This is a genomic window from Vibrio sp. B1ASS3, from assembly GCF_905175355.1.
Lineage (GTDB): Bacteria > Pseudomonadota > Gammaproteobacteria > Enterobacterales > Vibrionaceae > Vibrio > Vibrio owensii.
Genome location: NZ_HG992742.1, coordinates 196,487 through 211,437, shown reverse-complemented (window position 1 = coordinate 211,437; position 14,951 = coordinate 196,487). Strand labels below are relative to the sequence as shown.

Annotated in this window: 10 protein-coding genes; 2 read left to right on the top strand and 8 right to left on the bottom strand. The window is 46.4% G+C overall.

Translation table 11 applies throughout. The annotated features are described in order from the left end of the window. The first annotated feature begins 6 nt into the window (after nucleotides 1-6). Nucleotides 7-579, top strand: coding sequence for a uracil-DNA glycosylase family protein (locus KJB05_RS01020; protein ID WP_208445615.1), 573 nt, complete (start codon nucleotides 7-9; stop codon nucleotides 577-579). 220 nt (nucleotides 580-799) lie between these two features. On the opposite strand, the gene hemE is transcribed toward KJB05_RS01020, so the two are convergent. Continuing rightward, nucleotides 800-1,867 (bottom strand): uroporphyrinogen decarboxylase, encoded by a 1,068-nt coding sequence (hemE, locus tag KJB05_RS01015; protein WP_005433634.1) that lies wholly within the window; start codon nucleotides 1,865-1,867, stop codon nucleotides 800-802. 247 nt (nucleotides 1,868-2,114) lie between these two features. After that, a complete protein-coding gene (gene nudC / locus KJB05_RS01010) occupies nucleotides 2,115-2,912 on the bottom strand; it encodes an NAD(+) diphosphatase (RefSeq protein ID WP_045410652.1) in 798 nt (265 codons plus the stop codon). Between the two features lie 178 nt (nucleotides 2,913-3,090). Between nudC and KJB05_RS01005 the strand changes: the two genes are divergently transcribed. After that, on the top strand, nucleotides 3,091-3,582 hold the full coding sequence (locus tag KJB05_RS01005) for an Rsd/AlgQ family anti-sigma factor (protein ID WP_005434886.1): 492 nt from the start codon (nucleotides 3,091-3,093) through the stop codon (nucleotides 3,580-3,582). A gap of 352 nt (nucleotides 3,583-3,934) precedes the next feature. On the opposite strand, the gene rpoC is transcribed toward KJB05_RS01005, so the two are convergent. The 6 genes from rpoC to rplK form a co-directional block, all read right to left on the bottom strand. Continuing rightward, nucleotides 3,935-8,137: a DNA-directed RNA polymerase subunit beta' gene (gene rpoC, locus KJB05_RS01000; RefSeq protein ID WP_005440564.1), complete on the bottom strand. Its 4,203-nt coding sequence runs from the start codon at nucleotides 8,135-8,137 to the stop codon at nucleotides 3,935-3,937. A 105-nt stretch (nucleotides 8,138-8,242) separates the two neighbouring features. After that, the gene (gene rpoB / locus KJB05_RS00995) at nucleotides 8,243-12,271 is read right to left on the bottom strand and encodes a DNA-directed RNA polymerase subunit beta (RefSeq protein WP_009705466.1); all 4,029 of its coding nucleotides are present in this window, start codon (nucleotides 12,269-12,271) and stop codon (nucleotides 8,243-8,245) included. Between the two features lie 250 nt (nucleotides 12,272-12,521). Next, complete coding sequence (gene rplL, locus KJB05_RS00990) at nucleotides 12,522-12,890, bottom strand: 50S ribosomal protein L7/L12 (protein ID WP_005440561.1); 369 nt, start codon at nucleotides 12,888-12,890, stop codon at nucleotides 12,522-12,524. 57 nt (nucleotides 12,891-12,947) lie between these two features. Further along, nucleotides 12,948-13,442, bottom strand: a complete 495-nt coding sequence (gene rplJ / locus KJB05_RS00985; protein ID WP_005440560.1) for a 50S ribosomal protein L10 — start codon at nucleotides 13,440-13,442, stop codon at nucleotides 12,948-12,950. A gap of 290 nt (nucleotides 13,443-13,732) precedes the next feature. Then, nucleotides 13,733-14,434 carry a 50S ribosomal protein L1 gene (gene rplA, locus KJB05_RS00980; RefSeq protein ID WP_038897092.1) on the bottom strand — a complete coding sequence of 234 codons (702 nt, stop codon included), beginning with the start codon at nucleotides 14,432-14,434 and terminating at the stop codon, nucleotides 13,733-13,735. A 4-nt stretch (nucleotides 14,435-14,438) separates the two neighbouring features. Beyond that, nucleotides 14,439-14,867, bottom strand: coding sequence for a 50S ribosomal protein L11 (rplK, locus tag KJB05_RS00975; protein ID WP_005440554.1), 429 nt, complete (start codon nucleotides 14,865-14,867; stop codon nucleotides 14,439-14,441). Nucleotides 14,868-14,951: the final 84 nt, after the last annotated feature.

Genomic DNA, 14,951 nt, shown 5'->3' with positions numbered 1-14,951 from the left:
CGTTTTATGTCTCTAGAAACATTGCTAAAGCAAGTGCGAACCTGCCAGATCTGCGCAGACGATTTACCTTTGGGCGCAAACCCTGTCGTGCAAGCTGCAAAAGACGCACGCATACTAATAATCGGACAAGCGCCGGGGACACGAGTGCACAAAACCTCGATACCTTGGAACGATCCAAGCGGCGATCGGTTACGCCAATGGCTCGATATCGACAAAGATACTTTCTACGACCCAAACAAAATAGCCATTGTCCCGATGGGCTTCTGCTACCCGGGCAAGGGGAACTCTGGCGATTTGCCTCCTCGCAAAGAGTGTGCGCCCGCTTGGCATAAACAGATTCTTGAGCAGTTGCCCAATATAGAGCTGACTCTGCTGATTGGTCAGTACTCACAGCAGTACTATCTCACCGACAAACCGAAGACACTCACGCAAACCGTTCAGAAATGGCAGGATTGGGAACCGGACTTTATCCCGCTTCCTCACCCCTCTCCACGCAACACATTATGGCTAAAGAAGAATCCTTGGTTTGAGTCTGACGTCGTGCCATACCTTAAAAAACGCGTTCATTCGATGCTTTAGGTTACCCATGATCTAATTGCTTGTTTATCTGTACAAGAAAATTAGCGCACAAGAACCATGAAAGTAACCCGTTGTTTATAATGAACTTTAATGCCTAATGTACAGTTCAAATAGTAATTAGATCATGGTAGCCCAAATACTACCAAAGCTGTACAGCCTTGATTTTCAGATAAAAAAATACCGGCACTGATTGCCGGTATTTGATTTCAAAAAGTCGAAGTTACTTGTGGTACGGCTTAGATAGCTCGTGTACCGCTTCAACAAATACGCCCGCGTTTTCTGGCGGCACATCCAAATGGATACCGTGACCTAGGTTGAACACGTGACCAGTACCTGCATCACCAAAGCCCTCTAGAATACCCGCGACTTCTTCACGGATACGCTCTGGAGAAGCGTAAAGCATTGATGGGTCCATATTACCTTGTAGAGCCACTTTATCGCCGATACGCGCTTTTGCGTCTGCGATGTTAATCGTCCAGTCTAGACCTACCGCATCACAGCCAGTTGCTGCGATTTGCTCAAGCCACATGCCACCGTTCTTAGTAAACAGCGTTACTGGTACGCGACGACCGTCGTTTTCACGAATCAGGCCATCTACAATCTTGTGCATGTATTGCAGTGAGAACAGGTTGTAGTCACGAGGAGTCAGTACACCGCCCCATGTATCAAATACCATCACCGACTGTGCACCCGCTTTAATTTGCGCGTTTAGGTACTCGATAACGCTGTCTGCTAGCTTATCTAGAAGTAAGTGCAGCGTTTGCGGTTCTGCGTACATCATCTTCTTAATCTTAGTGAACGCTTTAGAGCTACCACCTTCAACCATGTAAGTCGCCAGTGTCCATGGGCTACCAGAGAAGCCAATCAGTGGAACGTCACCGTTCAAGTCTTTGCGGATTTGACGCACTGCGTTCATTACGTATTGCAGCTCACCTTCTGGATCTGGCAGGCCGATCTTTTCTACGTCAGCTTTGCAAGTGATTGGCTTATCGAAAACCGGACCTTCACCCGCAGCAAAGCGAAGTTCTAAGCCCATTGCATCTGGGATAGTTAGGATGTCAGAGAACAAGATCGCTGCATCAAGAGGAAAACGGCGTAGTGGTTGAAGCGTTACTTCTGACGCCAACTCCGCGTTTTTACACAAAGACATGAAATCGCCCGCTTGCGCACGAGTTGCTTTGTATTCTGGTAGGTAACGACCTGCCTGACGCATCATCCATACTGGCGTGTAATCTACTGGCTCTTTTAGAAGGGCACGCAGATAACGATCATTTTTTAATTCAGTCATTCCGTAATTCCAATTGTTAGGCTTTCTTTGAAAGGGGGTATTCTATCACTGATTTAATGCTAATAGCTGTGTGCTTTGCAACCTGGATCAAGTTATTAACTTTTAAATCAGTGCTTAATTTGCACCCAGTCGGTATCAGTGTTAAAAATTTGTTCGCTAGCGAAAACTACAATTATAAACTGAGTACCCGGTACTCAGCATCTCATAACGACATCTTACTTACCCCCTCCCTCTCGGAGGGTTTTTTTTATCTATTTTTCAGCGAATTAGATTCGATATCTTGTCGCGTTTGCTCGATAAGAGCTCGAGCAATTGTCCCTTCTGGCGCAACCGGCGGCATCTCGTCAATGCCAAACCATTGTGCGTCAGACAACTCAGTGTAATCGGGATTTAATTCACCAGACTCGTAATCAGCAAGAAATGCCATCATCATGCTGGATGGAAAGGCCCATGGTTGGCTGCCAAAATAGCGAATATTTTTAACGTGTACGCCAGTTTCTTCGTGTATTTCACGAGCGACACACTCCTCTAGGGTTTCTCCCACCTCTAAAAAGCCCGCAATGACGGTGTACATGCCATTTCGATGACGAGGATGCTGTGCCAACAAAATCTGGTTATCTTTGCGCACAGCGACAATGATGCACGGGAAAATACGCGGATAGTGCAAAGTACGACACTCACCACACTGCATCGCTAGCTGGTTGTTATTGAGAAAGTTTCGACCACCACACTGGGGGCAAAAGCGAAGGCTTTGTGTCATGTGCCCATATTGAATCGCTTTGCTGATCAGCAAGAAGAGTGTCTCTGGGAAATGCAGACAATCACGCAGAGACACCAGCTCTAAATCGTGGTCTAAATCCGACAGATTTACCCACATCACTGGGGCATTTTGGTATTCACCTATCTGCCTTGCACTCGCTTCTGGCAGTGAGAACTGCTCTGCATTGCCAAATGGTATAGCACCATCCACCAGCCAAACATCGCTTCCTGAGACAACACACCAATAGGCGTTTTTCGTACGGTTAACTTCACCTTTTCTTAACATTACAGCGTCCCTTTGCTTGAAGTTCATTCATTTTACTGGCAATCTAATTTCATACCAGAGTTTGTCGTTCGCCAAATTTGCAACTATAAATTCTAGTAAGGACAAGAGTTTGTAATCACTTTACTAACTTTGCTTTGCAAAGGATACGTTCGCCAATGGGCGATCAGATCATGAGGGCATGGTCATGCTAAAAAAATTCAAACAAACACAAGACCAATGGGGCGGTTCCAGTGACGTTATTGACCATTGGCTGGAAACGAGACAATCTCTGATTGTCGAATATTGTAAGCTTGCAGCACTGCAACCTTGTTCGAAATCCAATGTCATTGAACTCCCTTCCCCTGACGAACTTCAGCACTTCTGCCAACACCTTGTTGATTATATCTCTGAAGGTCACTTTAAAATCTACGATATGGTGATGGATAAGTGGAAAGCCACTGGCTTTGTCGCGACAGATGAAATAAACCAGACTTACGCGAAGATCGTCCTCACTACTGAGCCGTTGTTGAACTTTACTGACAAATACTCTGATGTTTCAGCCGAAGATGAACTGGCTGATTTTGACGAAGATATGTCTTTGATTGGGGAAATCATTGAGACACGCTTCGCGGTAGAAGACCACTTGATTCAGTTGATTGCCGACAGTTTAGCGATGCCGCCTGGCGCATAGCGAGAAGCGAGAAGCGAGAAGCGAGAAGCGAGAAGCGAGAAGCGAGAAGCGAGAAGCGAGAAAATTCTTAAGGGTTGGCGTATGTTCGTCAGCCCTTTTTGTTTTTCGGGTTTCGGGTTTCGGGTTTCGGGTTTCGGGTTTCGGGTTTCGGGTTTCGGGATTGATTTTGTCTTTTTAGGGGCAAGTCCTGTCAACGCCCTCTTAGTCAAAATAATTATCACGACTCTCCCAAAGCACACCTCTCGGTACCTAAAGCGAAGCGCTCTCGACTCTCGGAGCGTAAGCGTTCTATTTGGCCTCCAAGAAACAAAAAAGGCACCCGAAGGTGCCTTTTCTTTTAAGCTCTTAACGATTACTCGTCAGAAGAGAAGCCTGCGTTTAGAAGTGCAGCTAGGTTATCTGTTGCTTGTTCAGCAGATGGACCTTCTTGCGCTTCAGCACGTTTAGCTTGACGATCTTGGTGGTATGCGAAACCAGTACCAGCTGGGATCAGACGACCAACAATTACGTTCTCTTTCAGACCACGTAGGTCATCACGCTTACCAGAAACCGCAGCTTCTGTTAGTACGCGAGTTGTCTCCTGGAACGATGCCGCAGAGATGAATGACTCAGTCGCTAGAGATGCCTTAGTGATACCTAGTAGCTCACGCTCGAAACGTGCTGGCTCTTTGCCTTCAGCTTCTAGGTTACGGTTAGAAATCTTAACTTGTGAGTATTCAACTTGCTCGCCAGGTAGGAACTCAGAGTCACCTGCGTGAGTAATTGTACACTTACGTAGCATTTGACGAACGATAGTCTCGATGTGCTTATCGTTAATCTTAACGCCTTGCAGACGGTAAACTTCTTGTACTTCGTTAGCGATGTACTGAGTTACAGCGTGTACGCCACGTAGACGTAGAATGTCATGTGGAGACTCTGGACCATCTGCGATCACGTCACCACGTTCAACACGCTCACCTTCAAATACGTTCAACTGACGATGCTTAGGAATCATCTCTTCGTAAGCGTCACCGCCGTCACGAGTGATTACTAGACGACGTTTACCTTTCGTCTCTTTACCGAAGCTTACAGTACCTGTGTGCTCAGCAAGAATCGCAGGCTCTTTAGGCTTACGAGCTTCGAATAGGTCAGCTACGCGAGGTAGACCACCGGTGATATCTTTGTTACCGCCAGATTTCTGAGGGATACGTGAAAGTGTATCACCCACACCTACTTCTGCGCCGTCTTCGATGTTTACAATCGCCTTACCAGGTAGGAAGTAGTGAGCTGGCATTTCAGTACCAGGGATCATTACGTCGTTACCTTGCTCATCAACAAGTTTGATAGCTGGACGCATATCTTTACCGGCTGCTGGGCGAGCTGCTGGGTCAGTTACTTCGCTTGAAGATAGACCTGTTAGGTCATCTGTTTGACGAGAAACTGTAACACCGTCGATCATGTCTACGAACTGGATGCGACCTGCCACTTCAGTGATGATTGGCATGGTGTGCGCTTCCCAGTTAGCAACAACGTCACCAGCTGTTACTGCATCGTTGTCGCCTTTGCTTAGCATCGAACCGTAAGGAAGTTTGTGCTTCTCTTTAGTACGACCGAATTCATCAATGATAGTTAGCTCAGATGCACGAGACGTGATTACTAGCTTCTTATCTTTGTTGATTACGAACTTAGCGTTGTGCAGTTTAACTGTACCAGTTGTCTTCGCTTGGATGCTGTTCTCTGCTGCTGCTGTAGATGCCGCACCACCGATGTGGAACGTACGCATCGTAAGCTGTGTACCCGGTTCACCGATAGACTGAGCAGCGATTACACCAACTGCTTCACCTTGGTTTACTAGGTGACCACGTGCTAGGTCACGACCGTAACACTGTGCACAACAACCGAAGTCAGAATCACAAGTAACTACAGAGCGCACTTTCATGCTGTCTACTGAGTTCTCTTCCATGATCTGACACCACTTCTCATCAATTAGAGTGTTACGTGGAATCAGAACATCTTCTGTACCTGGCTTAAGAACGTCTTCAGCTACTACACGACCTAGCGCTAGCTCAGTTAGTGCAACTTTAACATCACCACCCTCGATGTGAGGCATCATGTCAACACCCTCGTGAGTGCCACAGTCATGTTCAGTTACAACAACGTCTTGAGCAACGTCTACTAGACGACGAGTTAGGTAACCCGAGTTCGCTGTTTTCAGTGCCGTATCCGCAAGACCCTTACGAGCACCGTGCGTTGAGATAAAGTACTGAAGTACGTTTAGACCTTCTTTAAAGTTCGCTGTGATCGGCGTTTCGATGATTGAACCATCTGGACGCGCCATCAGACCACGCATACCCGCTAGCTGACGAATCTGAGCTGCAGAACCACGAGCACCCGAGTCAGCCATCATGTAGATGCTGTTAAACGATTCTTGTTGCTCTTCTTCACCGTCACGGTTAACTACCGTTTCAGATGAAAGGTTTGCCATCATCGCTTTCGCTACGCGATCGTTGGTCGATGCCCAGATATCGATAACTTTGTTGTATCGTTCGCCCGCAGTAACAAGACCAGATTGGTATTGCTCCTGGATTTCACGTACTTCTTCTTCCGCTTCTGCGATTTCAGTGTACTTAGCTGGCGGTACAACCATATCGTCGATACCAACAGATACACCAGATAGTGCCGCGTATGCGAAACCTGTGTACATGATTTGGTCAGCGAAGATTACAGTGTCTTTCAGACCTAGCTTACGGTACGCCTCGTTTAGTAGGTTAGAGATTTGCTTCTTACCTAGCTTTTGGTTAACGATGCTGTACGGTAGACCAGCTGGCACGATTTGCCATAGCATTGCACGACCGATAGTTGTATCAACCATCTTAGTCTCTGTTGTGCTGTTGCCGTCTTCGTCTACAACTGTTTCTGTAATACGTACTTTAACGCGTGCGTGCAGTTCAGCGGTCTTAGTGCGGTATGCTTTCTCAGCCTCTGCTGGGCCAGAAAGGTACATGCCTTCACCTTTCACGTTGATCTTGTCACGAGTCATGTAGTACAGACCCAATACAACGTCCTGAGAAGGTACGATGATCGGATCACCTGACGCTGGCGACAGAATGTTGTTTGTCGACATCATCAGAGTACGAGCTTCAAGCTGTGCCTCTAGAGTTAGAGGTACGTGAACCGCCATTTGGTCACCATCGAAGTCCGCGTTGTACGCCGCACACACTAGTGGGTGTAGCTGAATCGCTTTACCTTCGATTAGTACTGGTTCGAACGCCTGGATACCTAGACGGTGAAGTGTAGGTGCACGGTTCAATAGTACTGGGTGTTCACGGATTACTTCGTCTAGGATATCCCAAACTACCGCTTCTTCACGCTCTACCATTTTCTTAGCAGCTTTGATTGTAGTCGCAAGACCACGAGTCTCTAGCTTGCTGTAGATAAATGGTTTGAATAGCTCAAGTGCCATCTTCTTAGGAAGACCACACTGATGTAGACGAAGGTATGGACCTACTGTGATTACAGAACGGCCAGAGTAGTCTACACGTTTACCTAGAAGGTTCTGACGGAAACGACCTTGTTTACCCTTGATCATATCAGCAAGAGATTTCAGAGGACGTTTGTTAGAACCTGTGATCGCACGACCACGACGACCGTTATCTAGTAGCGCATCAACAGACTCTTGCAGCATACGTTTTTCGTTACGTACGATGATGTCCGGAGCAGCTAGCTCTAGAAGACGCTTCAAACGGTTGTTACGGTTGATCACACGACGGTATAGGTCGTTCAGATCTGAAGTCGCAAAACGACCGCCATCTAGTGGTACTAGAGGACGTAGATCTGGCGGAAGAACTGGAAGTACAGTCAGGATCATCCACTCTGGGTTGTTACCAGATTGAATAAACGCTTCTACCAGTTTCAGGCGCTTAGTGACTTTCTTACGCTTAGTTTCAGAGTTAGTTGTTTCTAGCTCTTCGCGCATTTGTTCAGCTTCAGCGTGCATATCCATAGAACCTAGTAGGTCCTTGATAGCTTCTGCACCCATCTTAGCAGTGAACTCATCACCCCACTCTTCTAGACGATCCAGATACTCTTCTTCAGTAAGCATCTGAGATTTTTCTAGATCAGTCATACCTGGTTCAGTTACTACGTACATTTCGAAGTAAAGAACACGCTCGATATCACGTAGTGGGATATCCATTAGTAGACCGATACGAGACGGTAGCGATTTTAGGAACCAGATGTGAGCTACTGGTGATGCTAGCTCGATGTGGCCCATACGGTCACGACGAACTTTAGTTTGTGTAACTTCTACACCACACTTCTCACAGATAACACCACGGTGCTTCAGGCGCTTGTATTTACCACAAAGACATTCGTAGTCTTTAACTGGACCAAAGATACGCGCACAGAAAAGACCATCGCGCTCAGGTTTGAACGTACGATAGTTGATCGTTTCAGGTTTTTTAACTTCACCGAAAGACCATGAACGGATCATGTCCGGAGAAGATAGACCGATTTTGATAGCATCAAATTCTTCGGTCTTATGCTGTGCTTTTAGAAAGTTTAATAAGTCTTTCACAATCAGCTCCTGTAAGGAGTTAAAAGGAGCTCACTCGCTAAAGTGAGCACCTTCTACCAAATAATCGCTTTTTGGTTCTCTCAACCTTAGTCAAGAGAAAAGAGATTACTCTTCGTCTTCTAGCTCGATGTTGATACCTAGCGAGCGAATCTCTTTCAACAGTACGTTGAACGATTCTGGCATACCAGGTTCCATGCTGTGGTTACCGTCTACGATGTTTTTGTACATCTTAGTACGGCCGTTAACGTCATCCGACTTAACCGTTAGCATTTCTTGTAGAGTGTAAGCAGCACCGTATGCTTCTAGTGCCCATACTTCCATCTCACCAAAACGCTGACCACCGAACTGAGCTTTACCACCAAGTGGTTGCTGAGTTACTAGGCTGTACGAACCAGTTGAACGAGCGTGCATCTTGTCATCAACAAGGTGGTTCAGTTTCAGCATGTACATGTAACCTACAGTTACAGGACGCTCAAACTGGTCACCCGTGCGACCATCAAACAGTTTTAGCTGACCAGATTCTGGTAGGTCTGCTAGTTTCAGTAGCGCTTTAATAGACGCTTCTGGTGCACCGTCAAATACTGGAGTCGCGATTGGTAGACCGCCACGTAGGTTCTTGATCAGAGTACGAACTTCGTCATCAGATAGAGAAGCAATGTCTACTTTCTGGCGAGTTTCGCCTAGATCGTAAACTTTTTGTAGGAACTCGCGGAATTTCGCTAGTTCTTGCTGCTCTTTAACCATCTGGTTGATCTTGTCACCGATACCTTTCGCTGCCAGACCTAAGTGTACTTCTAGGATCTGACCGATGTTCATACGCGAAGGTACACCCAGTGGGTTAAGTACGATGTCTACAGGCTGACCTTTCTCATCGTATGGCATGTCTTCAACAGGGTTGATCTTAGAGATTACACCCTTGTTACCGTGACGACCCGCCATCTTATCACCAGGCTGGATGCGACGTTTAACCGCTAGGTAAACCTTAACGATCTTCAGTACGCCAGGTGCTAGATCATCACCTTGAGTGATCTTGCGACGCTTAGTTTCGAATTTCTTATCGAAGTCAGCTTTTAGCTCGTCCCACTGCTCAGCAAGTTGCTCAAGCTGTGATTGTAGTGCATCGTCTTCTAGCGTTAGTTCTAGCCACTTCTTACGATCAGTCGTGTCTAGTTTCGCTTCAGAGTAACCACCATCGATCAGTACAGCTTTAACGCGGTTTAGAAGGCCACCCTCAAGAATCTGGAATTCTTCAGTTAGGTCTTTCTTCGCTTCTTTAAGCTGCATTTGTTCGATTTCAAGCGCACGCTTGTCTTTCTCTACGCCATCGCGAGTGAAGACTTGAACGTCGATAATCGTACCTGATACAGAGTTAGGTACACGTAGTGAAGTATCTTTAACGTCAGATGCTTTTTCACCGAAGATCGCACGTAGTAGCTTCTCTTCAGGCGTTAGCTGAGTTTCACCTTTAGGTGTTACTTTACCAACTAGGATGTCGCCACCCTTAACTTCAGCACCGATGTAAACGATACCTGACTCGTCTAGTTTAGACAGAGCAGATTCACCTACGTTTGGAATATCAGCTGTGATCTCTTCAGAACCAAGCTTAGTATCACGCGCCACACAAGTAAGTTCTTGGATGTGGATCGTCGTGAAACGGTCTTCTTGAACTACGCGCTCAGATACTAAGATCGAGTCTTCGAAGTTGTAACCGTTCCAAGGCATGAACGCGATACGCATGTTTTGACCAAGCGCTAGTTCACCAAGGTCTGTTGAAGGACCATCAGCAAGAACGTCACCGCGTGATACAGGTTCACCTGGCATCACACATGGGCGCTGGTTAATACATGTGTTCTGGTTAGAACGTGTGTATTTAGTCAGGTTGTAGATGTCGATACCAGCTTCGCCTGGTACTAGCTCTTCTTCGTTCACTTTAACAACGATACGAGAAGCATCTACTGACTGGATTACACCACCACGTTTAGCAACTGCAGTTACACCTGAGTCAACTGCTACGTTACGTTCAATACCAGTACCAACTAGAGGCTTGTCAGCCTTAAGTGTTGGAACTGCCTGACGTTGCATGTTCGCACCCATCAATGCACGGTTCGCATCATCGTGTTCTAGGAACGGGATAAGCGATGCAGCGATAGATACAACCTGGTTTGTCGCAACGTCCATGTACTGAGCGTGCTCACGAGGGTGTAGGCCAGATTCACCTTTTTGACGAGCTGTGATCAGCTCATCTGCAAAACCGCCTTCTTCAGTTAGCGCAGCGTTAGCCTGTGCGATAACGAATTGGCCTTCTTCAATTGCAGATAGGTAATCTACTTCGTCTGTAACAACGCCATCTACAACGCGACGGTATGGTGTCTCTAGGAAACCGTACTCGTTACAACGCGCAAACGCAGATAGAGAGTTGATCAGACCGATGTTTGGACCTTCCGGCGTTTCGATAGGACATAGACGACCGTAGTGAGTTACGTGTACGTCACGTACTTCGAAGCCAGCACGTTCACGAGTTAGACCGCCAGGACCCAATGCAGAAATACGACGCTTGTGCGTTACTTCTGATAGCGGGTTGTTTTGGTCCATGAACTGTGAAAGCTGTGAAGAGCCAAAGAATTCTTTAACAGCTGCAGAGATTGGTTTCGCGTTGATCAGGTCTTGAGGCATGATTGCATCAAGGTCGCCTAGGCTTAGACGCTCTTTAACTGCACGCTCAACACGTACTAGACCTACACGGAACTGGTTCTCAGCCATTTCGCCTACAGAACGGATACGACGGTTGCCAAGGTGGTCGATATCGTCCACTTCGCCTTTACCGTTACGGATCGCGATAAGCTTCTTCATCACTTCAACGATGTCTAGCTCGTCAAGTGTGCCTTGCTCTTGAGCATCTTCACGGCCGATAGAGCTGTTGAACTTCATACGACCAACAGTCGATAGATCGTAACGCTCTTCAGAGAAGAATAGGCTTTCGAATAGTGCTTCTGCAGCTTCTTTTGTTGGTGGCTCGCCAGGGCGCATCATGCGGTAGATTTCTACCAATGCAGAAATACGATCAACAGTGCTGTCGATACGTAGTGTTTCTGACATGAATGGACCGTGGTCTAGATCGTTGGTGAACAACGTTTCTAGTGATTTGTGGCCAGCCTGAGATAGGTTCGCTAGTGCTTCCAGGCTGATTTCCTGGTTAGCGTTAACAATGATCTCGCCTGTTGCTTCGTTGATGTAATCTTTCGATGCAACTTTACCAACGATGTACTCAACTGGTACTTCGATGTGATCAACGCCATCTTTTTCTAGTTGGCGGATATGACGAGCTGTTACGCGACGACCTTGCTCAACGTAAGTTTTACCGTTCGCTTCGATGTCGAATGACGCAGTTTCACCACGTAGACGATCAGGAACCAACTCCATTAGTAGAGTTTGGTCTTTCACTTCGAAGTTCACTTTTTCGAAGAAGATATCTAGGATTTCTTCTGACGTTTTACCAAGTGCACGAAGGATGATCGAAGCTGGTAGCTTACGACGACGGTCAATACGTACGTATAAGTTATCCTTAGGATCGAACTCAAAGTCTAACCATGAGCCACGGTAAGGAATTACACGTGCGTTGTATAGAACTTTACCTGAAGAGTGGGTCTTACCCTTATCGCTGTCGAAGAACACGCCTGGGCTTCGGTGCAGCTGGGATACGATAACCCTCTCGGTACCGTTAATTACGAAGGTACCATTGTCTGTCATAAGCGGAATTTCGCCCATGTAGACTTCTTGTTCTTTAATGTCTTTTACAGTACCTGCTGGCGCGTCTTTATCAAAGATAACTAGGCGTAGTTTTACACGTAGTGGCTTTGAGTAAGTTACACCGCGGATTTGACATTCTTTAACGTCAAAAACTGGCTCACCAAGACGGTAGCTAACGTATTGCAGCTCAGAATTGCCGTTGTAGCTCTGAATTGGAAATACAGAACGGAAAGCAGCTTCAAGACCGTATTGACCTTCAGGATCCTGTTCGATGAATTTGTCGAACGAATCGAGCTGGATCGATAGCAGGTATGGAATGTCCAAAACTTGTGGACGAGTACCAAAGTCCTTACGGATGCGCTTTTTCTCGGTATAAGAGTAAACCATGGGGTTCCTCAGCTCGCTGATAAGTGACCCAAACCGTCCGCCCGCACCTAGTTACTTAAGGGGGGTAAGGGACAGTGACTAAATAGCTGTTTACTGTAGTGACATCTCATTGCGTAGGAATGAAATGTTTTTTGCATGGACATGAGACGCTTAAACAGCGGGAAAATTCGCTCATGCCCTACAGCGCAAAAAGGCCGGTGGTTAAAAAACCACCAGCCATTAGCCGTTAGGCTATGAAATTAAGTAATAATTACTTAACTTCAACAGAAGCGCCTGCTTCTTCTAGCTGAGCTTTAAGAGCTTCAGCTTCAGCTTTCTCAACGCCTTCTTTTAGAGGTGCTGGAGCGCCGTCTACAAGAGCTTTAGCTTCTTTAAGACCTAGGCCAGTTGCGCCACGTACTGCTTTGATAACAGCAACTTTGTTGCCGCCAGCTGCAGTTAGGATTACGTCAAATTCAGTTTGCTCAGCTGCAGCTTCGCCGCCTGCTGCGCCACCTGCAACTACTGCAGCAGCAGCAGTTACACCGAATTTCTCTTCCATAGCTTCGATTAGTTCAACAACTTGCATTACAGACATTTCTGCAACTGCGTCTAGGATTTGCTCGTTAGTAATAGACATAACAATTCTCTTTTAAGTCAACAATAAGTTTATTTTGCAACCAGTAAAAAGCAAGGCTTAAGCCGCTGCTTCTTCTTTTTGATCGCGGATAGCAGCGATAGTACGTACCAGCTTGCCAGCAGAAGCTTCTTTCATGCACATCATTAGGCGTGCGATTGCTTCGTCGTAAGTTGGTAGTGTTGCTAGTACTTCAGCGTCAGTTAAAGCGCCTTCAAATGCAGCAGCTTTGATCTCGAAGTCTTTGTTCTCTTTAGCGAAGTCTTTGAAAAGACGCGCTGCAGCACCTGGGTGCTCGTTAGAGAATGCGATTAGAGTAGGACCAGTAAAAGTGTCAGTTAGACACTCGTACTCAGTACCTTCTACCGCACGACGAGCAAGAGTGTTACGAACAACTCTCATGTAAACGCCAGCTTCGCGAGCTTGTTTACGTAGAGAAGTCATCGCGCCAACTTGAACGCCACGAGAATCAGCTACAACTGCAGAAAGTGCACCACTGGCAGCTTCGTTGACTTCAGCAACAATTGCTTTTTTGTCTTGAAGGTTTAAAGCCATCTTGGATTTACTCCTGGTTGTCGTTACACCACTCACTATCATCACGACAGTGAGAGCTATTTAGGTGCTTCCCAGAAGAAAGTTAACTATTTACATAGAGCTTTCTGTCAGTTCGGGCACCATCTACGTAGGATAATTAAGTTTGTTTTTACACAAACACCTACGGTCTTGGACGGAGACTGGGTCTTAATTCATTTCGAACTAGGAGACAGTTCAAAGAACCAATGTTCAGCCCCAACCACAATATTAGGCGCAAAATTATACACAAATTTTGCGCCTAAGCAAATAAATTATGCTTGAGTGTTCAGGCTAGCCTGATCAACAGCAACACCAGCACCCATAGTAGTAGAGATGCTTACTTTCTTCAGGAAAGTACCTTTCGCTGAAGATGGCTTAGCTTTCTTCAGAGCAACTAGAAGTGATTCTAGGTTCTCTTTGATCTGCTCAGCAGAGAAGTTTGCTTTACCGATAGTAGTGTGGATGATGCCGTTTTTGTCGTTACGGTAACGAACCTGACCAGCTTTAGCGTTTTTAACTGCTTCAGCAACGTTAGGAGTTACAGTACCAACTTTAGGGTTTGGCATAAGACCGCGAGGACCTAGGATAGTACCTAGTTGACCTACAACGCGCATTGCATCTGGAGAAGCAACAACTACGTCAAAGTTCATTTCGCCTTTCTTAACTTGCTCAGCAAGATCTTCCATACCTACGATGTCTGCGCCAGCTTCTTTAGCTGCTTCAGCGTTTGCACCTTGAGTGAACACTGCTACGCGGATGTCGCGGCCAGTACCGTGAGGTAGTACAGTTGCACCACGTACGTTCTGGTCAGATTTACGAGCATCGATGCCTAGGTTAACAGCAACGTCTACAGACTCAACGAATTTAGCAGTAGCTAGTTCTTGAAGAAGAGCAACAGCTTCGTTGATTTCGTATTCTTTAGTTACGTCAACTTTTTCGCGGATTACGCGCATGCGCTTAGTTAGTTTTGCCATCTTATTAACCCTCTACCACTAGGCCCATTGAACGAGCAGTACCAGCGATAGAACGCTTCATCGCTTCGATGTCAGCACCAGTCATATCAGCAGCTTTAGTTTCTGCGATTTCTTGGATTTGAGCGTCAGTTACAGTGCCCACTTTTTCAGTGTTTGGACGACCAGAACCAGACTTAACGCCAGCAGCTTTCTTAAGAAGAACAGCAGCAGGTGGAGTCTTAGTTACGAACGTGAAAGAACGGTCGCTGTATACTGTAATAACTACTGGAGTTGGTAGACCTTTCTCAATAGATTCTGTTTTTGCGTTGAACGCTTTACAGAATTCCATGATGTTCACACCGTGTTGACCTAGAGCAGGACCAACTGGTGGACTTGGGTTCGCAGCGCCAGCAGCAACTTGTAGCTTGATGTAAGCTTCAACTTTCTTAGCCATGATATTTCCTAAAGTTTGGGTTCAAACGCTAGTCTGCTGACCAGCTCCCCGTTTACGTAAAATCTCTTTACTTCATGAGAAGTA

Coding starts and splice junctions, on each gene's coding strand:
- KJB05_RS01020 (WP_208445615.1), top strand. CDS start 7: ATGTCTCTAGAAACATTGCTAAAGCAAGTGCGAACCTGCCAGATCTGC.
- hemE (WP_005433634.1), bottom strand. CDS start 1,867: ATGACTGAATTAAAAAATGATCGTTATCTGCGTGCCCTTCTAAAAGAG.
- nudC (WP_045410652.1), bottom strand. CDS start 2,912: ATGTTAAGAAAAGGTGAAGTTAACCGTACGAAAAACGCCTATTGGTGT.
- KJB05_RS01005 (WP_005434886.1), top strand. CDS start 3,091: ATGGTCATGCTAAAAAAATTCAAACAAACACAAGACCAATGGGGCGGT.
- rpoB (WP_009705466.1), bottom strand. CDS start 12,271: ATGGTTTACTCTTATACCGAGAAAAAGCGCATCCGTAAGGACTTTGGT.
- rplL (WP_005440561.1), bottom strand. CDS start 12,890: ATGTCTATTACTAACGAGCAAATCCTAGACGCAGTTGCAGAAATGTCT.
- rplJ (WP_005440560.1), bottom strand. CDS start 13,442: ATGGCTTTAAACCTTCAAGACAAAAAAGCAATTGTTGCTGAAGTCAAC.
- rplA (WP_038897092.1), bottom strand. CDS start 14,434: ATGGCAAAACTAACTAAGCGCATGCGCGTAATCCGCGAAAAAGTTGAC.
- rplK (WP_005440554.1), bottom strand. CDS start 14,867: ATGGCTAAGAAAGTTGAAGCTTACATCAAGCTACAAGTTGCTGCTGGC.